This is a genomic window from Asticcacaulis sp. YBE204 (genome assembly GCF_000495855.1).
Taxonomy (GTDB): domain Bacteria; phylum Pseudomonadota; class Alphaproteobacteria; order Caulobacterales; family Caulobacteraceae; genus Asticcacaulis.
Genome location: NZ_AWGF01000001.1, coordinates 572,082 through 594,340, shown reverse-complemented (window position 1 = coordinate 594,340; position 22,259 = coordinate 572,082). Strand labels below are relative to the sequence as shown.

The 22,259-nt window shown below is 62.3% G+C and carries 19 protein-coding genes; 7 read left to right on the top strand and 12 right to left on the bottom strand.

The genetic code is table 11. The features are described from left to right. The first annotated feature begins 159 nt into the window (after positions 1-159). The 3 genes from AEYBE204_RS23575 to AEYBE204_RS23565 all read left to right on the top strand — a co-directional run bounded on the left by AEYBE204_RS23575 (position 160) and on the right by AEYBE204_RS23565 (position 4,639). Positions 160-699, top strand: a complete 540-nt coding sequence (locus AEYBE204_RS23575) for a response regulator (protein ID WP_081724563.1) — start codon at positions 160-162, stop codon at positions 697-699. Positions 700-878: 179 nt separating this feature from the next. Further along, a complete protein-coding gene (locus AEYBE204_RS23570; RefSeq protein WP_023460854.1) occupies positions 879-3,452 on the top strand; it encodes a PAS domain-containing sensor histidine kinase in 2,574 nt (857 codons plus the stop codon). 278 nt (positions 3,453-3,730) lie between these two features. Then, positions 3,731-4,639, top strand: coding sequence for a DMT family transporter (locus AEYBE204_RS23565; protein ID WP_023460853.1), 909 nt, complete (start codon positions 3,731-3,733; stop codon positions 4,637-4,639). A gap of 216 nt (positions 4,640-4,855) precedes the next feature. Here the strand turns inward: AEYBE204_RS23565 and AEYBE204_RS23560 are convergent, their stop codons facing one another. From AEYBE204_RS23560 to AEYBE204_RS23545, 5 genes are all read right to left on the bottom strand, one after another. Then, entirely contained in the window at positions 4,856-5,365 is a 510-nt protein-coding gene (locus AEYBE204_RS23560) for a periplasmic heavy metal sensor (RefSeq protein ID WP_235068058.1), read from the bottom strand. Positions 5,366-5,400: 35 nt separating this feature from the next. Then, positions 5,401-5,859, bottom strand: a complete 459-nt coding sequence (locus AEYBE204_RS39330; RefSeq protein WP_023460851.1) for a hypothetical protein — start codon at positions 5,857-5,859, stop codon at positions 5,401-5,403. Positions 5,860-5,874: 15 nt separating this feature from the next. Beyond that, positions 5,875-6,498 (bottom strand): RNA polymerase sigma factor, encoded by a 624-nt coding sequence (locus tag AEYBE204_RS0119820; RefSeq protein WP_035441557.1) that lies wholly within the window; start codon positions 6,496-6,498, stop codon positions 5,875-5,877. A gap of 235 nt (positions 6,499-6,733) precedes the next feature. Beyond that, positions 6,734-9,676 (bottom strand): bifunctional [glutamine synthetase] adenylyltransferase/[glutamine synthetase]-adenylyl-L-tyrosine phosphorylase, encoded by a 2,943-nt coding sequence (locus AEYBE204_RS23550; protein ID WP_023460849.1) that lies wholly within the window; start codon positions 9,674-9,676, stop codon positions 6,734-6,736. A 58-nt stretch (positions 9,677-9,734) separates the two neighbouring features. Beyond that, complete coding sequence (locus AEYBE204_RS23545; RefSeq protein WP_023460848.1) at positions 9,735-11,708, bottom strand: glycosyltransferase family 39 protein; 1,974 nt, start codon at positions 11,706-11,708, stop codon at positions 9,735-9,737. A gap of 736 nt (positions 11,709-12,444) precedes the next feature. On the opposite strand from AEYBE204_RS23545, the gene AEYBE204_RS23540 reads away from it, so the two are divergent. Next, positions 12,445-12,981, top strand: a complete 537-nt coding sequence (locus AEYBE204_RS23540) for a hypothetical protein (RefSeq protein ID WP_023460847.1) — start codon at positions 12,445-12,447, stop codon at positions 12,979-12,981. Positions 12,982-13,058: 77 nt separating this feature from the next. Beyond that, complete coding sequence (locus AEYBE204_RS23535) at positions 13,059-14,453, top strand: L-serine ammonia-lyase (protein WP_023460846.1); 1,395 nt, start codon at positions 13,059-13,061, stop codon at positions 14,451-14,453. 197 nt (positions 14,454-14,650) lie between these two features. On the opposite strand, the gene AEYBE204_RS23530 is transcribed toward AEYBE204_RS23535, so the two are convergent. From AEYBE204_RS23530 to AEYBE204_RS23515, 4 genes are all read right to left on the bottom strand, one after another. Next, positions 14,651-15,076 (bottom strand): hypothetical protein, encoded by a 426-nt coding sequence (locus tag AEYBE204_RS23530; protein ID WP_023460845.1) that lies wholly within the window; start codon positions 15,074-15,076, stop codon positions 14,651-14,653. A gap of 158 nt (positions 15,077-15,234) precedes the next feature. After that, the gene (locus AEYBE204_RS23525; protein ID WP_031229687.1) at positions 15,235-15,543 is read right to left on the bottom strand and encodes a Dabb family protein; all 309 of its coding nucleotides are present in this window, start codon (positions 15,541-15,543) and stop codon (positions 15,235-15,237) included. Positions 15,544-15,585: 42 nt separating this feature from the next. Beyond that, positions 15,586-16,104: a YcxB family protein gene (locus AEYBE204_RS23520; protein WP_023460843.1), complete on the bottom strand. Its 519-nt coding sequence runs from the start codon at positions 16,102-16,104 to the stop codon at positions 15,586-15,588. Between the two features lie 49 nt (positions 16,105-16,153). Continuing rightward, on the bottom strand, positions 16,154-16,552 hold the full coding sequence (locus AEYBE204_RS23515; protein ID WP_023460842.1) for a MerC domain-containing protein: 399 nt from the start codon (positions 16,550-16,552) through the stop codon (positions 16,154-16,156). Positions 16,553-16,730: 178 nt separating this feature from the next. On the opposite strand from AEYBE204_RS23515, the gene AEYBE204_RS23510 reads away from it, so the two are divergent. Next, a complete protein-coding gene (locus tag AEYBE204_RS23510) occupies positions 16,731-18,821 on the top strand; it encodes a glycoside hydrolase family 2 protein (protein WP_023460841.1) in 2,091 nt (696 codons plus the stop codon). 264 nt (positions 18,822-19,085) lie between these two features. Then, on the top strand, positions 19,086-19,775 hold the full coding sequence (locus AEYBE204_RS23505) for a DsbA family oxidoreductase (protein WP_023460840.1): 690 nt from the start codon (positions 19,086-19,088) through the stop codon (positions 19,773-19,775). Here the strand turns inward: AEYBE204_RS23505 and AEYBE204_RS39815 are convergent. The 3 genes from AEYBE204_RS39815 to lysA all read right to left on the bottom strand — a co-directional run bounded on the left by AEYBE204_RS39815 (position 19,772) and on the right by lysA (position 22,217). Continuing rightward, entirely contained in the window at positions 19,772-20,101 is a 330-nt protein-coding gene (locus tag AEYBE204_RS39815; RefSeq protein ID WP_235068056.1) for a thermonuclease family protein, read from the bottom strand. The genes AEYBE204_RS23505 and AEYBE204_RS39815 overlap by 4 nt on opposite strands. Before the next feature lie 173 nt (positions 20,102-20,274). Next, positions 20,275-20,808 carry a DUF4175 family protein gene (locus AEYBE204_RS23500; protein ID WP_023460837.1) on the bottom strand — a complete coding sequence of 178 codons (534 nt, stop codon included), beginning with the start codon at positions 20,806-20,808 and terminating at the stop codon, positions 20,275-20,277. 89 nt (positions 20,809-20,897) lie between these two features. Then, complete coding sequence (gene lysA / locus AEYBE204_RS23495) at positions 20,898-22,217, bottom strand: diaminopimelate decarboxylase (protein WP_023460836.1); 1,320 nt, start codon at positions 22,215-22,217, stop codon at positions 20,898-20,900. Between the last annotated feature and the right edge of the window lie 42 nt (positions 22,218-22,259).

The window sequence follows — 22,259 nt, the reverse complement described above, 5'->3', positions numbered from 1 at the left end:
GTGCCGAAACGCGAAGCGTTGAGGCGGAGGGGTATGACGCCCGGATGTTCAACGTGCTGAGACGTTCGGAATCGTACCCCTCCGTCACGCCTTCGGCGCGCCACCTCCCCACGGCGTAGGGAGGAGGGAGTTCGCAAGGCTTGTATTAGGAGTTTCCCCGTGGCAGGTCTTGAACGTGTCCGGTTCATGGTGGTCGACGACAACGCCCACATGATCAACATCGTCAAAACCATCCTACGCGGCTTCGGGGCCGTGCATGTGTTCGAGGCGCGCGACGCTTCGGATGCCTTTCAGCGTCTGAAGAACGACTCGATCGACATCGTCATCGTCGATTTCATGATGGAAGTCCTCGACGGCGTCGAATTCGTCCATCTGGTGCGCAATTCTTCCGACAGCCCCAACCGCTACGTGCCGATCATCATGCTGACGGCGCACTCGGAACGCTCGCGCGTCACCAAGGCCCGCGATTCCGGCGTCAACGAGTTCTGCGCCAAGCCGGTTACCGCCACCGAACTGCACAAGAAGGTCGCCGCCGTCATCGATCGTCCGCGCCCCTTCATCAAGACTCAGGGCTATTTCGGCCCAGACCGCCGCCGCCGCAACGACGGCAGCTATAACGGTCCCGAACGCCGCGAAGGCTGGTCTGACGACCATCAGCCCCCGGGAAGCATAAACACGGCCCCACCTGAAGCCGAGTAAACGGCTGTGGATTCATCTTTCGGATGATCCACAAGGAAGTCCGTCGGGGATGATTTATTAATCCTTAAGACTCTCGACAATAGATTAACCAAGCGTTTACCCTGTTCGTTAACCCCGAATCAGTCGTAGCGCGATTTGGGGTTTTTGATTCAATTCTTTAGCAGGACACGCGCGCGCAGATGCAACGCTATAATGCACAGGCTTATAGCGACGGTCGCTCATCAGAGACGGCCACAGCCCTGCGTGGTAAAACAACGCTTAAATCCAACCTGCTGACCAATATCAATCCGAAGATGCCGGCGTGGATGCGTATCGGCGCCCTCAGCCTGACGCTCGGTCTGACGCTGTTTCTCGGCGTTTCGACCTACGAGCTTCAGAACGATTACGCGTCGGGTCAGGCCCAGCGCGACGAACAGGGACTGGTCAATGCCCGGCTGAACGCCGCGCGCATCGACACGCAGGTTTCCGTCGCCCGCGCCGTGATGGACGCCACCGCCACCGCCTATATTGCGCGGCCCGAAGGCGCGACGGCGGCGCTGGATCAGGCGATGAAGACCGCCAACGGCGCGATCCTGTCGCTGGCTCTGGTCGATGCCGACGGCAAGGTCATCGCACGCAGCGGGGCCGACGAGGCTACCCTTCAGACCGATGCCGCAAAGACCGCCACCAAGAGCTTCGAGATCGTGGCGCTGGGTTCGCGCCTGACCAAGTACGAGCGGCCCTATGTGGTGCTCAGCCCCGGTCCCGGTCGCGCGCGGCTGGTCGGGCGGCTGCGCAACCCGCTCGATTCGGCGGAAAATACGCGCGACAATCTGGCGCTGGTCATCAATGCGACGGGCGAGGTCGTCGGGGCGTCGAACGAAGCCCTGATCGGGCAGCCGGTCAAGGACGCGCTGTCGGTCACCGCCGCCGACATCCGCGACAACGCCAACTCCGCGCGTTTGACGCAGGGGGCGCTGACCGAAGGCGGCTTCGTGCGCATCGCCGCCGCCAACGAAGGCGACAATGGCCTGACGACGCTCTACGCCATGCCGGTCGCCGCCGCCCCCTCGTCGTGGCTCAAGGGGGCGATGCTGTTCCTGGGCCCGCTGGTCATCGGCGGTCTGTTCGGCCTGCTTCTGCTGGTGCAGGGCCGTCGCACGACCGAGGCCGCGAAGCTGTACCGCGAAAACGAGGAACGCTACCGCCTCGCCGTCGAAGCGGCGCGCTGCGGCATCTGGGAGTGGGATCTCGATAACGATCAGGTCTTCATGTCGGACGTTACCGGCGTCATGTTCGGCTGGGGCGGCGGCGGCATGGCGACCACCACCGAAGTCCTGTCGCGCATCGCCCCCGAACACCGCGACACCTTCCAGAAGGCGCTCGACAATGCCCGCCACAACGGCGCGCTCGACGTGTCGTTCCGCGTGCCGACCGCCGAAGGCCGTTCACTGTGGATGGATGCGCGCGGTCAATCGACCGGGGGCCGCGGCCCGTCCGGCTTCACGCGGCTGTCGGGCGTGGCGCTCGACGTGTCGGACGAACGCATGGCGCAGTCGCGCGCCCAGCGCGCCGAGGCCCGCCTGACCGACGCCATCAATTCGGTGTCTGACGCCTTCGTCCTGTGGGACCGGCGCGGACGGCTGGTCATGTGGAACGACACCTTCGGACGCACCTTCAACATCGATCCGCGCTTTTTGAAGCAAGGCGCGCAGCGCGACCTGATCGACAAGGTCATGGCCATCGCCATTCGCCGTCAGTACAATGTCGTCGATGCCCGCGAAGGCGTCATCGAGGCCGAACTGAACGACGGCCGCTGGATTCAGATCGCCGAAAGCCGAACCCTCGAAGGCGGGCGCGTCGTGACCGGCGCCGACATCACCGCCATCAAGGTGCAGGAGGAGATGAGCCGGCGCAACGAGGAACAGCTTCAGGGCATGGTCGACAAGCTGGAGCAGAGCCGCCGCATCCAGGCCGACCTCGCCAAGAAGTACGAAATGGCCAAGATTCGCGCCGAACAGGCCAATCACGCCAAGTCGGAATTTCTCGCCAACATGTCGCACGAGTTGCGCACGCCGCTCAACGCCATCAACGGTTTCTCCGAGATCATGGCGTCGGAAATGTTCGGGCCGCTGGGCCACGCGCGGTACAAGGAATATTCCGGCGATATCCTCTCGTCGGGTCAGCACCTGCTCGCCCTCATCAACGATATCCTCGACATGTCGAAGATCGAGGCGGGCAAGCTCAATCTGCGCTTCGAGCCGGTGGTGATCGACGAAGTCGTCGACGACACCCTGCGTCTGATCCGTCAACGCGCCGAAAAGGCCGGGCTGAAGCTGCGCGTCCACCTGCCGCCGTTGCCGGAAATCAAGGCCGATTACCGCGCCCTGAAACAGATTCTGCTCAACCTCCTGACCAACGCGGTAAAGTTCACCCCGGCGGGTGGCACGATCACGGTTTCTGCGGTGGCGACCGAGAGCAACATCCACCTCTATGTCGCCGATACCGGCATCGGCATCGCTGAAAAGGACATCGAGCGCCTCGCCAAACCATTCGAGCAGATCGAGAACCAGTTCTCGAAAACCAAGGAAGGCACCGGCCTCGGCCTGGCGCTCACCAAGTCGCTGATCGAGATGCATTCCGGGCGTCTGGAGGTCGATTCGACTCTGGGTCAGGGTACGACGGTCAGCGTCATCCTGCCGACCAATCAAAGCGCCGCCGGGGCCGATGCCGATGACACGACCGTTGCATCGTCCGGTATCGCCGCCGCCTGATCCGGGCCATCCGACGCGACTTGTTAAGACAAATACATCGGTTCAGAGCATGTAACCTCGATAAACGTATCATACCTCCCTGCACTTCAGTGCGGGGAGCCGGGCGGCCGGTGCCGGGGACCGCACGAACCACGAAGTGGTGAGATGTGGTGGTGGGGTGCCTTATCTATTTAGGATGATGGCGTTGAACCTCCGCAAGACACCCCACCACCATTGGCTCCGCCAATGGCCCCCCTCCCCGCGCAAGCGCAGGGAGGTATAAAAACCCTAGGTAAAGCATGACCGATCAAAAGAAACTTTGGCTGGGTATAGGCTGCGGCGTGGCGGCGGGCGCTTTATGGGGGCTGGTCTTCCTGACGCCCGAACTGGTGCCGGGGTTCTCAGCCCTGCAACTGTCGGCCGGGCGCTATCTGGCCTATGGGCTGGTCGCGGCGATCCTGATCGCACCGTCGTGGAAACGGCTCGCCCCGCTGATCAGGGGCGCGGAGTGGCGTGGCCTGATCTGGCTGAGTCTGGTCGGCAATATCGTCTATTACGTCCTGCTGGCGCAGGCCGTGCAGTCCGGCGGCGTGGCCATGACGACCCTGATCATCGGGCTTTTGCCGGTCACCGTCACCCTGATGGGGCACCGCGACAGCCACGTGCCGTTGATCAAGCTTGTGCCCTCGCTACTACTGGGGATCGCGGGTATCGCTTGTACGGCGTGGGAAGCCTTCGGCGATGCGAGCGGGTCTCTGACCGGATTTCTCTGCGCGTTCGGCGCGCTGATCGCGTGGACGGTCTATGCCGTTGGTAACAGCCGCTGGCTCAACCAATTGGAACAGGTCACCGCCCACGACTGGAGCCTGCTGACCGGCGTCGTTACCGGCGCGCTGGCGCTGCTTCTGGCCATCCCGGCCTTCCTGTTCGGCGCGGGTGCACACTCAGACACCGATTGGTGGACGTTTCTGAGCGTCGTGACCGGCGTTGCCATCCTCTGTTCGGTGATCGGCAACGCCTCCTGGAACCGCGCCAGTCGCCTGTTGCCCATGACCCTGATCGGCCAGATGATCCTGTTCGAGACCCTGTTCGCCCTGCTCTACGGCTTTTTGTGGGAGGCGCGGTTGCCGACGCTCATGGAAGGCGCGGCGATCGTGTTGCTGATCGCCAGCGTGCTCAGTTGCGCCCATGCGCATAAGGCCGAGTAAGTCGGGATGTGTTGACGATGGTTAAGATTTACCACGGAAAACACGGAAAGCACTGAAATTCATTGTGCTGTTTATAATTGCACGATGCGCCTTAATCTGAGCGCGTTACTCGCAAGAAGAGGCCCTTCGGGCAAGAAAGACGAACCAGCGTTTCCGTGCTGTCTGTGTTTTCCGTGGTCAATTCTGCTTCGAATCCCCAGATACGGAATTAACCGATCAGGACGCCGAAGCCGACGCCTTGCCCGTCTTTTCCTTTTCAGCCTTTTCCTGAGCCTTTTTCACGTCGTACATCGCCTTGGCACGGGCGCGTTGCGGCCCCTTGATCAGGCGGTCGGCGACCTTGGCCCGTTCCTCGATCGGCAATTGCAGCAGCAGGGTCAGAATCGCCGTTTCGATCTTGTCCTTGGCCGAGGATTCGACGCGGCGCGCCTTCATGATCTCGGCCTGAATGGCCACAGGATCGGGGTTGGCCTCCAGCACGAGCCGCGTCGCCGCTTCGCGATGGGTGCGGCTTTCGTTCATGTCGGTTTCGCCGGCCAGCGCCGCTTCGGTCAGCAGTTCGCGTGCTTTTTCCTGATTGGCGGGCGTCAGACCCTCGACCATCCGCGTCAGGGCGGGCAGGTTCTTGTCCGAATGCGGCTTGAAATGCTTCTGGGCGATGAGGCCCACCCCGATCAACGAGCCCGCCAGAAAGACGTTCAGCACGATCGAGCCGACCAGCCACATTTTCAACGATGGTTTTTTGGACGCCGTCTCCGCCATTACCAGCTATCCACGTCGCTGTAATTGGCCGCGACCAGCACGTCTTCGGCGCGCAGATCGGCCGTCGAGGCCAGACCGATATTGACGCCGAAGATGACCCCGGCGGCACAGGCGGCGGCCAGACCGCTGGCCAGCCACATGACGCGCGATTTCGGCTTTGCCGGGGCCGTAAATGGCACGACATTATATTCGTCGGCGACCTTTTCGACCACGGCGGCGGGCATAAGACGCGCCAGAACTTCCCATTGCAGGGCGTCCGACGGCTCAGGTGCGGCCAGCGACCCCAGCAGGGCGTCGATGCCGCGCGCCTCGGCCATCAAGGCGCGGGCGATCTGCGGTTCGCGCTGCATGAAGGCGCGGGCGGCGTCCCGCTCGGCTTCGGGCCAGCGGCTGGGGGTGGCGCCATAGGCCTCGATAATGGCTTCGAAGCGATCGGATGTCATCGGTTGGGTTATCATCGTTTCAGCTCCTTTCTATGATGCGCTGATAATAGGCGTAACAAGCTTAAGTTCGGGTTTCCGCTCTTTTGGCGGCGCACCGCCGAGAAGATCGGTTCTCTGGTCGCTGAGCAACGCCTTCAACTGACGCCGCCCGCGCGAGAGGAGACTTTCCAGCGCCTCGACCGAAACCTCCATCAGGCCCGCGGCCTCGATATTGGACAGCTCCTGATAGTAGCACAGGACGATGGCCAGTTTTTGCCGCTCCGGCAAAGCGTTCAGCGCCGCCTCGACCTGAGCGCTGGCCTGCTGCTGGTCCAGACGCTGGGTCGGATTGGCCCCGGTATCGACCAGTTCAACCTCGTTGGCATCGACCGTATCCTTACGACGGCGCAACCGGTCGTAGCACAGATTGACCGCCACCTTGTGCAGCCAGGTATCGAGCCGCGCCCGACCCGGCACCCAGTGCGGCGCCTGTTTCCACATACGCAGCAGGGCTTCCTGCGCCACGTCCTCGGCCTCGGCCGGGTCACTCAGCAGGCGGCGCGCCAGAGACAGAACGCGGGGCAGCTTACGTGACACCAGCGCCTGAGTCGCGGCGGCATCGCCCCGCGCGACGGCGGCGATCAGCGCCTCGTCCGGATCCGTCAGCGAATCCATTTTCTGACCCATGTAGCGGTTGCCCTCGACCAAGAGCGTCACATTAGACATAACGAGGACCTCTAGCGCAATCCGAAAAGTGTGCAGCGGTTTTCGGATCGATTGCGCGTAAACAAAAGCAACCACGGGACAAAACGGGCCTTTCGGGTCCGTTCAGGCAATTACACGTGGAACGATTTCGAATCCGTCGCAATTGACGCTTCATCCTCTCTGCGAAGCGGGGGATGCGAATTACCTAGCCGTTCGGGCCGACCACAGATTCGAACGCGGCGCGGGCCTTCTTGCGGATATCGCGGAGCTTCTTTTCCAGCGTATCGAGGCGACGGGTATGCACCGCACGGGCCAGCTTGCGCTGAAACGCTTCGGGTTCCTGCGACGGGTCGTCCCCGGCATCGAGCGACACGCGCAGCAATTGCGCCAGACCCTGCTGCACCCGCCACGCCGAACTGAGCGCCTCGACGTCCTCAGGCTTCGCCAGACCGGCGCGCTGCATGGCCTGAAGCGCGGCCAGTGTCCCCACGCGCAGGGGCCCGCCATTGGCGGCGTGGATCAGTTGAAGATACTGGGCGGCAAACTCGCAATCGACCTGACCGCCGACGACCAGCTTGAAATCCCAGAAGCTCTTGGCCGGACGCTCGCGCTCCATCAGGGCGCGCATATTGAGGACGTCGAGCGCCGTCTGGGCCTCGGAGCGCGTGGCGCGCAGGATCGTCTCGATCTTGAGCCGCACCAGATCGGCGAAATCCTCGGACGTCGCCCACACGACGCGCGCCCGCGTCAGGGCCTGAAACTCCCAGGTGTCGGCGTCGCGCGTATAGTAGTTCTCGAACGCCGCCAGCGACACCGCCACCGGCCCCTTGGCGCCGGTCGGGCGCAGCTTCATGTCGATCTCGTACAGCAGACCTTCGTGCGTCGGGGCCGACAAGGCCGAGATCAGGCGCTGGGTGAAACGACCGAACCAGGTCTCCGCCCCCCAGCCCTTGAGGTCGGACGTCTCCGACGGATCATGCGGCATATAGACCGCCATCAGGTCGAGGTCGGAGCGCGCGGTCATTTCCTGCCCGCCCAGCTTGCCGAGCGCCAGAATGGCGACCTCGCCCGACAGGTTGCCGCCCTGACGGCGGACCTCCTCCAGCGACAGGGGCGACAGATGCTGGATGCAGGCGTCCGCCAGGCGCGCATAGGCCGCCCCCGCCGCCTCGGTGCTCAGACGGGCATTGATGATCTGCATCCCGATACGGAACTGTTGTTCGCGACAGACACGGCGCAGCGCGTTCATCACGCTTTCGATATCGTCGGGGACGCGCTCGATCTCGGCCTGAATCAGACGGTCGACCTCCTCACCCAAGGGGTCGAAGAACCCGGCGTCAAGCATGGCGTCGAAGATGGTCGGGTGCCGCGACAGGAGCTGCGCCAGACGCGGACTGAAGCCCATGATCTCGACGATCGAGTGGAACAGCTTCGGATTGGCGAGGAACAGGGACTGGATCTGCACCCCGGCGCTGAGGCTGGAGAAAAAGACCGAAAAGCGCGTGAAGGCGATGTTCGGCGCACCCGTTTCGTTCAATGCTTCCAGAAGTCTCGGCACAAGACGCGTAAACAGTTCGCGCCCGCGCTCCGTCCGCGTGGCCGGGATGCGGCCGTGGTGCCACGAGCGGATGGTCGCCGAAATCTGCGAGGGATGGTCGAAGCCCATACGCGTCAGGGTTTTCAGCGTTTCGGGATCGTCCTCGATACCGGTGAAGACGAGACTGCCGAAGGACGACGACAAATCTTCCGAATCCGAGAACAGCTCGCCGTAATGGCCGTTGACCAGCCTGAGCGTCCGCGACACGGCAAGGTCGAAACGGCTGAGGTTCGTGAAGCCGCACATGGCGGCCACGCGCATCCGCTCCTCGTCGACCTCGGGCAGGATATGGGTCTGCTCGTCGGCGATCATCTGCACGCGGTGTTCCCAGTCGCGCAGGCGGATATAGGCCTGTTTCAGTTCCTTGGCGACGGCGGGCGCCAGGTGCCCGGCGCGGCGCAGGGCATCGAGCGCATCGAGCGTCCGGCGCGAGCGCAGGCTGGGGTCGCGACCGCCGAGGATCAGTTGCTGGGTCTGGACGAAGAACTCGATCTCGCGGATACCGCCGACGCCCAGCTTGAGATTGGCGCCTGCCGGGTCGAGGCGTTCGTGGACGCTGTGAATGTGAATCTGGCGCTTGATCGACTGAATGTCGGCGATGGCCGGATAGTCGAGGCTGCGACGCCAGATGAACGGCGACAAAACCTGCATAAAGGCCTTGGCCTCGACCATGTCGCCGGCGACGGGCCGCGCCTTGATGAAGGCCGCGCGCTCCCAGTTCTGCCCGACGCTCTCATAGTAGTTGAGCGCGAAGGGCACACTGACCACGGTCGGGGTCGAGGAGGGATCGGGACGCAGGCGCAGATCGACGCGAAAGACGTACCCATCCGCCGTTCGCTCAGAGAGGATGTTCGATACGCGGCGCGCCAGCCGGTCGATAAAGACCTGCCCCTCGACACCCTCTTTTAGCGGCAACTGATCCAACTCGCAGAAGAAGGTGATGTCGATATCCGACGAGTAGTTCAGTTCCCCGGCCCCATGCTTGCCCATGGCCAGCACGAACAGGCCCGGCAATATGCCGCGCTCGCCCCTGGGATCGAAGGGGCGCAGTCGTCCCTTGTCGCGCTCCTCGCGCATGGCGAGCGCGATGGCGGCGTGGGTTACCGCATCGGCGAAGCGCGTCAGGGCGGCGGTGACGTGATCGAGCTTCCACACGTCGCCAAGGTCGGCCAGCGCCGTCAGCAGGTGCGTGTCGGCCTTGAGGTGACGCAGGACGCGCTTGGCGGCGTCGATGTCGACCGCCTCCATCGTCAGGGCCTGTTCGGCCAGGGCCTCGGTCGCCAGCAATATGGCCTTGAGACGCGCTTCGGGCGGCGACATCAGGGTTTCGCGCAGACGCTGGGGCTCGCGCCGCATCAGACCGGCCAGATAGGGCGAGGCCCCCAGCACCGGCATCAGGGCAGGACCCGCCTGAGTCAGCAGGTCGGGCCAGCCTTCGGCCTGCGCCACATCGGCGATGGTCTCATAGGCATACTGCGCCGCGCCGTCGTTGAGGACGGGGCCGCAGGCGTGCAACCGGTCGACCAGCGAGGAAAAAAGGATATCCGCCATGTCTATCTGTTATGCGACTCACGCCGATTAGACAAGGGTTTGCACGACCCGGCACGCCTTACTTTACGTAAACGGAACGTGCCGCCCCTTCGACCGTGGTGCCGTCCGACCGCGTGCCACGCAGCGACAGGATGTGCGGCCCCGGTTTTAGCCCGGCCTTGTCGAGCTTGAAGTCGAACTGCACCTTGGGCCAGTTAGGGTCGTAAGACAGGGCCTTCGGGGCTCTGAATCCTTCGGAATCGAGACCGTAATTAGCCGGAGCGACCACCTTTCCGTCAATAAGGATATCGACACGGGTCAGACCTGCCGGATCGGTGGCGATGCCGAAGAAATTCCCGTTATCGTCCGCCGCCATGAAGGTGCCACGCGGCGGCTGGGCGATATAAAGCTCAGGCAGGAAGGCGCAGCGTACCGGAGCCACCGCGAGCGCCGCAGCCCTGATTTTAGCCGTATAGATATTGATCGTCGTGCGGCCCGGCGGCAGATCGACAACCCTATAGGGCTGGACGTCCTCGAACTGCCGGCATAACCGTTCGCGAAAGGCTAACTCCTCCGGCTGATGGTAAAGATAGCTCGGTTCCGGCAGAACCAGCACCACGCCCTTGCCCGCCTGACTTTTCACCAGGTCGGCATAGCCAAGGCCCCATTCTTTGCGCGCGGTGCCGAAGCGCGAAAACGTGTCGTAGGGCTCATCCAGAGTGAAGATCGTGCGCACAACCTTGTCCGGAAACTCCAGCCGCACGGCGGGGACGTGACCGGACACCGCCAGTACCGGCGCAGATCCGAAGCGTTGTCGCGCCGACGCTTCGGCGTCGGTCAGAACCGGTTTCAACGCCGTCCAGTTTTCATTGCGCATGAAATTGATCGACCGCCACTGCCACGGCAGTTTTTCGGTATTCGTCCACGCGTATTCATAGACCGTGATGCCGATCCCCACCGCCAGCGCCAGCACCGGGGCCAGACCGACAGCGGCACCGCGCAGACGCTGTCCCGGCGCGGTTTGCGCGGCCTCGACAAAACGGATCAGGACTCCGGGCAGCACGGCAACCAGCGGCACATAGGCCATGAACGGCCAGTGCGGCATCAGCTTGGCATTGGCCGGCGACTGAATGAAATAAAACGCGAAGATAAAGACCCCGACGATCCCCAGCAGCGCGACGGGTTGATCGCGCCCGCTTTTCAATATCCTAACCGCCGCCGCGGTCAGGCCGATGAAGAAGATCGGCGTAACCATGGCGAACTGCTGGCTGACGAAGGCGATCAGAAACTGAATATCGGGCCGCCAGACCGGGCGATTGGTGACGTGGAAGGCGATGGCGGGCCAGTCGTTGAACGCGTTATAGAGCAGCGACGGCAGAAGACCGAGCAACGCGATCCCGCCGACGCTCCAGAACTTCATATTGGTCAGAAGTTTACGGCCCTGCGTCGTCGCCAGAACGTAGACAATAATCCCCGCGCCGGGGATCAGAAAGCGGAAATGCACGAAGAGGCCGAGCGCCGCGCATAGCCCCGTAAGACCCCACCATTTCCATTTATCGGTGCTGACGGCGCGCAGCAGACAGCCGAGCATCAGGGCGAGCAGAAGTTGCAACAGGCCTTCGGGATAGAAGATCGTCCCGGATATAGACAACGGCGGGATAAGCAGCGACAGGATGGCAGCCCAGATCGCCTCGCGCTTCGGCACCACCGGCGTGGCCATGAAGCAGATGGCGAAGGGAATGGCCGAGGCGATCAGCAACGACAGCAGCCGCAGCGGTACGACGTTCATGCCGAACACCAGCGTGACGAGCCGCGACAATAAGGGAAACCCGGCGGGGATATCGGGATAGCCGAGTTCGGGATAAAGTCCGGACACCGCAAAGTGTCCCTCTTCCCAGATCACATTGGCGGTCAGGGCGACATAAAGCTTCCACAGAGCGATGACGCCGCCGATGATCAGCCCCGCTTTGATCAGTGCTTTATCGTCGCCGAACAGCGGCTTTTGCGGGCTCAGCGCTTCCGGCGCCTGACCGAGTTCATAAAGTTGCGCCATGTGGAAGGCCTCCCCGTTGATCTATCTATAACGGGGTTTGCGTCTGAGGCAATATTGACGTGGCATCTCTGGCTTCGGAGGCGCGGCGGATAGGGTGAGGCTCTCCACAGATGCACACGTATGGTCTTTGTGAGCGGTTAGGCCTGTGTCTGGTGGCGGCGTCCGCAAGATTTGAAACCACAGATTACACAGATTTCACAGATTAGACGCGCCAAGGCGCGTCATTCATGAGACACCGCACACACGGTGTTTGAGACTTATCCTCGCAAACCGCAACGAACCTAATCTGTGAAATCTGTGTAATCTGTGGTTCTCCCTCTTCCTGCCTGCTGTCGTTACCAAAGGTTTTTAGCCACGGATAAGGCACGGATGCCGCGCAAGCGCGGCGAACACGGATGTCCTTTGTGGGGCATCGGTAGCGCCTGTGACTCGGATATCCGTGGCCAATCTCTTGTCTGGCGCTACGCGCGCTCAAGCTCCCATTTATCCGCCCTCACCATCGCGCGCACCATCTGTGTGCATCTGTGGCCATCTGTGGAGAACCTTGAACTTACCCTCCCACAAACGCCGCAGCGTAACATGAAGCGATGGACGATCATGGCTTCAACCCGGACGACGAGCCCGCGCACTGAGACAGCGCCGCGCGGAGCTGCGCGAATTCGCGGCCGAAATCGCCGAGGCCATCGAAGATATCGACCTGCCGGAAACCTATCTCGATGGCGAGCGCGCCGTCCGCATGATCCGGGTTGCCGACGTCGTGCTGATGCGCGTCACCCGCCCCGATCAGCGCGACACCATCCGTCCGGCACGTCAGCGCATCCGCGATCAGGCCGACCTGATCGTTCAGGCCGTTCGGCAATTACCCAAGCCGACCGACTTTCTCGAAGGCGAGCGCGCCGGGCGGTTCATCCTCGCCACCGAGCGCCTGTGGACGCAGCTTTACGCGCCGCCCAAACCGCTCACCGCCGCGCAGTTCGATGAAATCGAGTGTGAAATCGAGGACGAAAAGCCGAAGGACAGCTACGGTCAGCAGCTTTACGAAAAGCTTTTGGCGATGAAATACAAGCGCGACGCCTTCAAGGGCTATTTCGACGATGGGTCGCCCTTCGATCCCAACCGGCCTCAGATCGTCGAAGACGGCGACGCCATGGACAAGGCCGAGGCTACAGGGTTCTGGCCCGACGGCGCACCCTACGATCCGGACAAGCCTTACGATAACCCCGCCGCGTTTCGCCCGCCCAGAATTCCGTTCACCCTCGGCGCCGGACCGTAACGAAACAGAACGTTCCCGTCCGTCCATTAGCGTGGTAATAGGTTCAAAAAGTTACAAATGCACCTATCGGAATCGTCATGCTCTCCACGCTCGACATGTTCAAGATCGGCATCGGGCCGTCGTCCTCGCACACGGTCGGCCCCATGCGTATCACGCGCCGCGCCCTGATCGAGGCGAAGGCCGCGGGCGTGCTCGATCGCGCGGCACGGGTGCGCGTGGAACTGCAAGGGTCGCTGGCGCTCACCGGCATCGGCCACGGCTCGGACAAGGCCGCCGTCCTGGGGCTTCTGGGCGCGGAACCCGATACGGTCGATCCCGACTGGGCCGATCAGATGTATGGCGCGTTGAAAACCGCCACGCAGATCGACCTTTATGGCGGCCCGACGGTCGGGTTCGACTACCGCCGCGACATCGATTTTCGCGGCGACATTACCCCGCGCCTGCATCCCAACGGCATGAGCGTCCGACTTTACGACGCCGCCGGTGTGGACATCTTCGAACGCACGCTTTACTCGACCGGTGGCGGCTTCATCGCCTCGGCGGCGCAGTTATCCGCCCCCGCCGATAACGACCGCATCAGCGTCGGCCCCAAGGCCCCCATGCCGTTCGGGTCGGGGGCGGAATTGCTGCACCTTTGTGCGCAGCATAACTGCAATATTTATGACGTCGTTCTGGCCAACGAAGACGCCCGCCGACCGCGCGAGGAGACCGATGCGGGCCTCCTGCGCATCTGGGAGGTAATGAGCGGCGGTATAGAGCGTGGACTGAAAACTGCGGGGATTTTGCCCGGCGGGCTGAACGTCCGCCGCCGCGCCCCGAAGCTGTTCGAGACGCTGAATACCGAAGCCCACAATCAGGAGTCGGAACGCCTGTTCGACTGGCTGAACGTCTTTGCCATGGCGATCAATGAGGAAAACGCCGGCGGCGGCCGCGTCGTCACCGCGCCGACGAATGGCGCGGCGGGGATCATTCCGGCCCTGATCCGCTATTATTGTGCGTTCGACAGTTGGAGCGAGGCCGATACGCGTTCGGACGGCAAGATCGGACGGTTCCTGCTCACCGCGGCCGGGATCGGCATGATCTACAAGCAGCGGGCGTCCTTGTCAGGGGCCGAGATGGGCTGTCAGGGCGAGGTCGGCGTTGCCTGTTCGATGGGCGCGGCAGGTCTATGCGCCGTCTGGGGCGGCACCGCGACGCAGATCGAACACGCCGCCGAAATCGGCATGGAGCATAATCTGGGTCTGACCTGCGATCCGGTCGGGGGACTGGTGCAAATCCCGTGCATCGAGCGCAACGCCATCGGCGCGGTCAAGGCGGCCAATGCCGCGCGATTGTCCTTGCGCGACGAAGGCGATCACAAGGTGTCCCTGGATCAGGTGATTGAAACCATGCGCCAGACCGGCCTCGACATGTCGTCGAAGTACAAGGAAACCTCGCAGGGCGGATTGGCCGTTAATGTGGTGGAGTGCTGAGTAAATTATACCTCCCCATCTCTGATGGGGAGGGGACCGCACCGATTTATCGCGGGGGTGGTGGGGGCCTGCGCTATCTCTACAGCTGATAAATGGGCCAGCCGATTCTCGCGCAGTGTCGATGCAAGCCCCCCTCCGTCAGCTTCGCTACGCTCACTGCCACCTCCCCCGGCACGCCGGGGGAGTATGATATTGATTTAATTCTTCGCCATCGCCGGTTTTGACGGCACCACCGGCGGCACGCGCTCAAGGCAATCGCTTAGTTTCAGCTTGAGCGCCTCCGTGTCCTGTTTGACGACCAAGGCCTTGAGGGTGTCATTGGGCTGAGCGGCGAAGGCGAACCGGTCGGCATGGCCTTCCAGAGTCTTGATGCTGGTCTCGTTGGTACTGATCTGCTTCTGCACGGCGTTGAGCGCCTCGACGGACAGGTTGGGCGAACGCTCGATGCGCGTGATCAGGCTGCTCATCTGCTCATATTCGCGGTCGCGCAGGGTTTCGGCGATGGCGCGGCACTGAGTAGCCTCAAGCGCGGTCAGCGGCACGACAGGGGTCTGGGCATCTGCGGCACCGGCAAGGGCGCACAGGGCGACCGCATTCAGCGCAAGGGTTTTCAACCTGTTCATCGAACGCCCCCGTTCCTAAAATGAGACCAAAACTTATGCCAAATGTTGAACCAAACCGGCGAAATGCCAATTCAAACTCGCGTGACAGGCATAATGCTGCACTGCGAAGGCAAAATTGTGTTCCCCTTACATACGCCGGAGCAAAACTTATGGATCACTTAGAGCGCGGTCGTCGCCGCGCTTTCGACCGTGTAATCCGCCGCCACGCGCATATCGCGGATGGGGCGGACGCGATCGATCGATTCCTGATAGAGCGGATGCGCCTTGTAGGCGCGCAAGGCCTCGACATCGGCGAATTCGCCATAGACGATGACTTCGATATCGTTGCCGAGCTGATCGACCTTTTCGTTGAAGGCGACCTCAAGCTTCTGGGCGTGCGGGATTTGCGTCAGGATCGACAGGCCATTGCGGATATCGTCACGGCTCTCGATGTCTTTGCAACTGAACATGACGATGTGGCGCAGCATGGTAATATCCGAACAAATGTAACCGCCGCCCGTCATATAGGGTCAGGCGCGTCCGTCAAGCTGCTTAAGCGCGAAATTGCCCAAAGCCTCGGCGGTTTCGGGCGTGGCAAAAGCTCGCACCGGCACCATAAAGGCAGAATTGGCATTGCCGTAAAACATCATCAAGCGCGCAGAGCGGCGAAACGCCGTGATGGCGCCCCAGCCGAAGCGAGTATTGAGCAGATCATTGCTGAAAGCCAGCCCCTCGGCATCGACGGTCACCGTGCGCGGAGACTGGTTGGCGGGGGTTTTCCGGTAACGGTTCCAGGCGATGACCGAGAGGACGAACGGCACCAGACCGTAGATGAAGATTACAGCGGCCAGCACCCAGATCAGCGCCGCAGTGATATGGCCTGCCCGAAGCTGATCCCAGTACAGATAGACCGGAAAGCCGATGAAAAAGATCAGATTGACCAAAACAGCACCGGGCCGGCGCGCGCTGCGATAATAGGTCAGGAAGTAGAACTCCCGCATTTCGCTTTGGGTAAGCTGATAGGGCTGGCTTTGATAGGTATCGGTCATGGGCGCATGTAAGCGCACAACACCGTTTTGCGCAAGATCAGGCCAAAAATCAGGCCTTTGCGGCCTTTGCGTCGCGATGACGCTGCGTGTTGATATAGTGGGCGCAGGCCACCATCATGGCCCCGACCACGCTGATCAGAGTTTCGTGCGCGATCAGCACGGGAATAAAAGCCGCGCCGGTCAACAGCGCCAGACCGAGCCCGGCAAGGATCGCGACACCCGGCTTGCGCCAGCCCTTAGAGCGGCTGAGCGTCCAGATGCTGAGCGGGGCGGCAATGAGGATCAAGACCTGATGGACGACGTGGCTGCCCGCCACCTGCCCCAGCACCGGCAGGGCAGCGATGGCAAATGGCAGCAGAAGGCAGTGGGCCAGACACAGGCCGGACAGGGTAATGGCCATGAGGTCCATCACGGTGTTCGGCTTATCGGGGTCCGGGGCCATGGCCATGCGCGCATCCTGTCTTCGGGAGTCAGCACATATGTTATACCGTAACTTTTTACAAGGGGCGAGGTGGTTTTTTCCGTTTCGACATTCGCATCCCTTGCCTATGGACCCTGCGGTCTTGTTTGCGTCATAATGCCTTTCTAAGACCTAACAAGATCGCAAAAAACAAACAGGGCCCGCCATGATCCGATCGATTTCCGCGTTGATGGGGGTAATCTGCCTTCTCCTGACGGCATCCGTCGCCGAAGCCCGTTCGGTCGCCTCGATCAATAGCGAGTGGCGGGTCAAACGCGAGGACATCAAGGGCGCTGAGGCCGCGACCTTCGACGACGCGAAATGGCAGGTCGCCACCCTGCCCCACACCTTCAACCTCTCGGACGGCGACGATGGGGCCGTGACCAGCGGGCCGTCGTTTTATCGCGGCACGGCCTGGTATCGCAAGACGCTCGACATGCGCGCCGTCCCCGCCAATGAGCGGCTCTATATCCAGTTCGACGGCGTGGCGCTGGTCGCCGATCTGTTCGTCAATGGGGTGTTTGTGGGTCGTCACGAAGGCGGGTTTACGGCTTTCCGCTTCGACATCACCCGCCATATCAAGACGGGGAAGAACATCATCGCTGTGCGCGTCAATAACGCCGCGTGGCCGCACGTCGCGCCTCTGGCCGGGGACTATACGTTTTACGGCGGAATAACGCGCGGTGTGTCGCTGATCCAGACGCGCGACGCCGGGTTCGACCTCCTCGATTACGGCTCGCCCGCCGTGGCCGTTTCGACCAGCAATGTGTCGGAGCGCAATGCCGACCTGTCTATGAGCGTCGCGGTACGCAACAGCCGGTCGCGCAGCACCAGGCTGATCGTCCAGACCCGCATCTTCGGTGCCGACGGCAAGCCGGTGTTCAGCGCCTCCAAACCGATCAATCTCAAGGCCAGTGAAGCCGGGCGCGTCGTCATCGCGGGCAAGCTGCCCAATCCGCACCTGTGGAACGGCGTGGCCGATCCGTACATCTATTCGGTGGTCACCGAGGTCACCGACGACAGCGCTACGCTCGACCGTACGGTGACGGCGTTCGGGGTGCGCAGCGTCGTCTTCGATGCGCAAAAAGGCCTGCTGCTCAACGGCAAGCCCTATGCGGTCCACGGCGTCAATCTGCACGCCAGTCGCGCCGGCAAGGGCGGCGCGATCAGCGATCTCGATATCGTCGAGGACTTCGACCTGATGGCCGAGATGGGCGCCAATGCCGTGCGCCTCGTCCACTATCCGCACGCTCAGACCGCCTATGACGAGGCCGACCGTCGCGGGTTTCTGGTCCTGACCGAGGTGCCGCTCAACGGCACGGTTGTCGATACCGAGGCCTTTCGCGCCAATGCCGCCTTGCAGATGCGCGAACTGATCCGCCAGAATATCAATCATCCCAGCGTCATCGCCTGGGGGCTTGGCAACGAGGTCCACGGCACCGAGCCTTTCGTGGCGGCGACGCTGAAAGGCCTGAATACCGTGGCCGAAGCCGAGGATCGCACACGCCCGACGATCTACGCCCACTGTTGTCAGGCCGACGACGCGCCCCTGGCCCAGACCTCCGACCTGATCGGCTTCAACCGCTATTTCGGCTGGTACAAGGACGAATTTGCGCAAATGGGCACTTGGGCCGACGCCTATCACACCAGGTTCCCGACCAAGCCCTTCGCCGTGCTGGAATACGGCGCGGGGGGCAGCGTCAAGCATCAGGAATCGCCACCCGCCCGCGTCGATCCGCCGTCGGGTTGGCACCCGGAACAGTATCAGGCGCTCTATCACGAGGCCAATTGGGCGCACTTGAAGGCACGGCCCTTCATCTGGGGCACCTTCGTCTGGCAGATGTTCGATGCCGCGTCCGACGGTCGCAACGAAGGCGACCATTCAGGTATCAATGACAAGGGTTTGGTGACCTACGACCGGCGCACGAAGAAGGATGCCTTCTGGTTCTACAAGGCACAATGGTCGGCGGAACCGGTCGTCTACATCACCTCGCGCCGTTTCGACGAGCGAACGAAAGCGGCGACCGATGTGAAGATCTATACCAACCAGCCGCAGGTCACGCTCAAGGTCAATGGCGTGACGATCGCCACGCAAAACGCAGCGGGCGGGATCGTGGTGTTCAAGAACATTACCCTGTCACCGGGCCTTAACCAGATCATCGCCGAAAGCCCGTACAAGGGTCAGGTCGTGCGTGACCGCGTCCGCTGGAGCCTGCAAACACCGGTCGGCGCGCTGGCCCAGCCGGATCGGCGGTAGTTACGCCTATGTACCTGCTTGCGATTTCAACGCGCGACCTAATATAAACACCAAGCCCTCTTCATACTCCCCCAGTTTACTGGGGGAGGTGGATTTTGACGCGAAGCGGCAAAAGACGGTGGGGGGCTCGTGTAGATACCGCGCATAGATCTGCGGCCCACGTAATCCGCCGCATCAAAAGCGCAGGCCCCCACCACCGCATCTAGCGCTTCGCGCGTCGTGCGGTCCCCCCGCGTGGCGGGGAGGTATGAAGGAATTGAAAGCATGACCGCCATTACCGTCGACATCTGGTCGGATATCATCTGCCCCTTTTGCTGGATCGGCAAACGTCAGTTCGAACGCGCTTTAGGCGATTTTGCGGGTAAGAATGCCGTCACCGTTCGTCACCGCGCGTTTCGCCTGTCGCCTGATGCGCCGCCTACGCCGGTGAAGGACATGCTCCAGCGCAAATACAATATGACGCCGGATCAGGTGGCGCAAAATCAGGCGCGCGTCGTGCAGATGGCGGCTTCGGTCGGGCTGGACTATCACCTCGATAATACGATCTCCGGCGATACGCTCAAATCGCATCGGCTGATCAAATTTGCCGAGGATCGCGGTCTGGCGGCGGAAATGGTCGAGCGGCTGTACCGCGCCTATTTCAGCGAAGGCCAGTCCTTGTTCGACGATGCGGTGCTGGTGACATTGGCCAGCGAGGTTGGGCTCGATGCGTCTGAGGCCGAAGCCTTTCTGAAGACCGACCGCTACAGCGATGCTGTGGTCGAGGAGCAGGATTTCATCACCCAGCGCGGGGCCAATGGCGTGCCGTTCTTTGTCATCAACAACAAATATGCCGTGTCGGGCGCGCAACCGGCTGAGGCCTTCGCGCAGGTCCTGCAACGGGCGTGGGACGACCTGCCGCCGGAACAGCGCAATGCTGGCCCGACCTGCGACGACGGCGTGTGCGCGGTCTAGTTTTTGGCGTACCGGTAGTCTTCCGGCGTTTGGAAAGTGTAGACCCAAGCGCCGCGTCTGGCGGCTTGCGCGGCCTCTTCCTCACGAACATAGCGGTCGGAATAGCGGCGATAGGCGACCGCCAGACCGGCGCGGACCTGAGCCGCGGCGATGTCGGTGTCGCCGACAAAACAACGCGCCAAGGTCCGTCCGTAACGGTCCTCGCCTTCCGGCTCACAGCGCACCGCATTGCCGTCGATCAGGCGGTGCAAATTGGCGCTGGCCGCTGCACCACAGGCAAAGGTGCCACAAAGCTGGTCGTATTCAAAAGCATCCGCGCCTTCCAGCCGGATTTCAACGCCGTTGACGCGCAGCGAGTCGCCATCGATGGCTTCGGCCGCGCCGGTAATGGCGGCAAGCGGGGGTGACAGATCGGGTTTCGGCGCGTCACGGTAGATCGCCAGCCACGCGACGGCGGCGATTCCGGCCAGTGCCAGTCCGATAAGCGTGAGGCGTCTATTCAGGGGTGAGCGTCCATCGCGACCAGCACCACACCCGGCTTACCGAGCGGTGCGAAACCGCTGGCGACCTGCGTCCACGGCACCGGGCCCTGCGACAGGTAGCCGAACATGATCAGGACAAGCATCAGATAACGCAGAGCGAACGGGTCGCCCTTGGCCAGACCGGCCTTGGCCTTGCCGATTTTCAGGCTCGGCTGTTTTTTTAAATGACGCAGGCCGAGCAGATATTCCGGCGTGACCTTATTATCCACGGCCAGCCGCGTATTGGTCTCGGTAAAGGTCGGGGTTTTGAACCCGCGCAGGTTCAGCACAGCTGCGGTGGTAGCGATGGCGATACCGACCACCAGCACAGCGATATGGACGATGGTCCCCAGCGCCAGAAACAGACCCCACTGCGACGCCACGGCAATCGCGGCGGCCAGCAACAGGAACGGCGTCAGGGCGGGCAACAGGCGTTCCCACACCATGACCGTGGCCGTCCAGCCCAGCGCCCGGTTCAGGCGCGAAAAGCGTTTGGTGCGTTGCAGCGTCATCCCGGTTCCCCAAAACCTGGCCCATCCCGTTAACCATTCGACTTTCGCTCAGGTTAACCGACGAATCAAGGAAAGAATCCTGTCAGGCGTTACGCGCTTGCCCGCATATTGCGCGGCCGGAACCAGTCGGGCAGGACCTCTTGATTCATCATGTCCTCATAGGACGGGCGCGGACGCACGACGGCCCATTTATCGTCGCGGACCAGCACTTCGGGGGCCAATGGCCGCGAATTATATTCGCTGCCCATCACCGCGCCGTAAGCGCCCGCCGACATGAAGGCCATCAGGTCGCCCGCCTTCATCACCGGCAGGTCGCGCCCGCGGGTGAAGGTGTCGCCGGTTTCGCACACCGGCCCGACGACATCGTAGGTGCCCTTCTTGGTGTCCTTCGGTTCGCAGACCGGGCGGATATCGTGATAGGCGTCGTACATGGCAGGCCTAATCAGGTCGTTCATCGCCGCATCGACGACGAGGAACTTCTGACCGGAATCGGCGCGCTCATGCACGTGGATGACGCGCGAGACCAGAATCCCGGCATTGGCCGCAATCAGACGCCCCGGCTCGAACGTATAGCGCACCCCCAGATTGCCGACGGTCAGAGCGACCATCTGCGCGAAATCGGCGGGCGACGGCGGTTCCGGTTGGTTGAAATAGGGGACGCCCAGCCCGCCGCCGAGGTCGAGGCGCTCGACGCTGAGGCCGTTGGCGCGCAGTTCCTGCACCCAGCCCTTCATCTTCGAGAACGCCGCCTGCATGGGGGCAAGATCGGAAATCTGGCTGCCGATATGGCAGGCGATGCCCATCGGCGCGATGTTCGGATCGGACGCCGCCTGACCGTAGAGCGCGATGGCTTCCGCCGCCGAAACGCCGAACTTGTCCTTGGCGCCGCCGGTGGTGATCTTGGAATGGCCGCCCGCGCCGACGCCGGGATTGATGCGGATAACGATTGGCGCGACAAGGCCGAGCGCGCCCGCCACATGGCTCAGGCGCTCCAGCTCAGGGCGCGACTCGACATTGATCTGATAGATGCCGGTTTTCAGCGCGAAGGCCATTTCGTCATTGGTCTTGCCGACGCCGGAAAAGACGATCTTCTCAGGCGCGACCCCGGCCATCAGGGCTTTGCGGATCTCGCCTTCGGAGACGGTATCGGCCCCGGCACCCTGTTCGGCCAGGGTTTGCAGCACGGCGAGATTGGAGTTGGCCTTGGTCGCATAGGCGATCAGCGGCGCTTCGCCCTTGGGGCTCTGCAACGCTTCCTTGCTCCACAGGGCCTGAGAGAAGACCTGAAAGTGGCGCTCAAGCGTCGCCGACGAATAGATGTAGAGCGGCGTACCGACGCGCTCGGCCAGTTCCCTGACCGTGACGCCTTCGACGTGCATTTCACCGTTCTTGTATTCGAAATGGTTCATTAGTCTGCCTTATGCGGTGAAGGAAAAGGCCCCCACCACCAT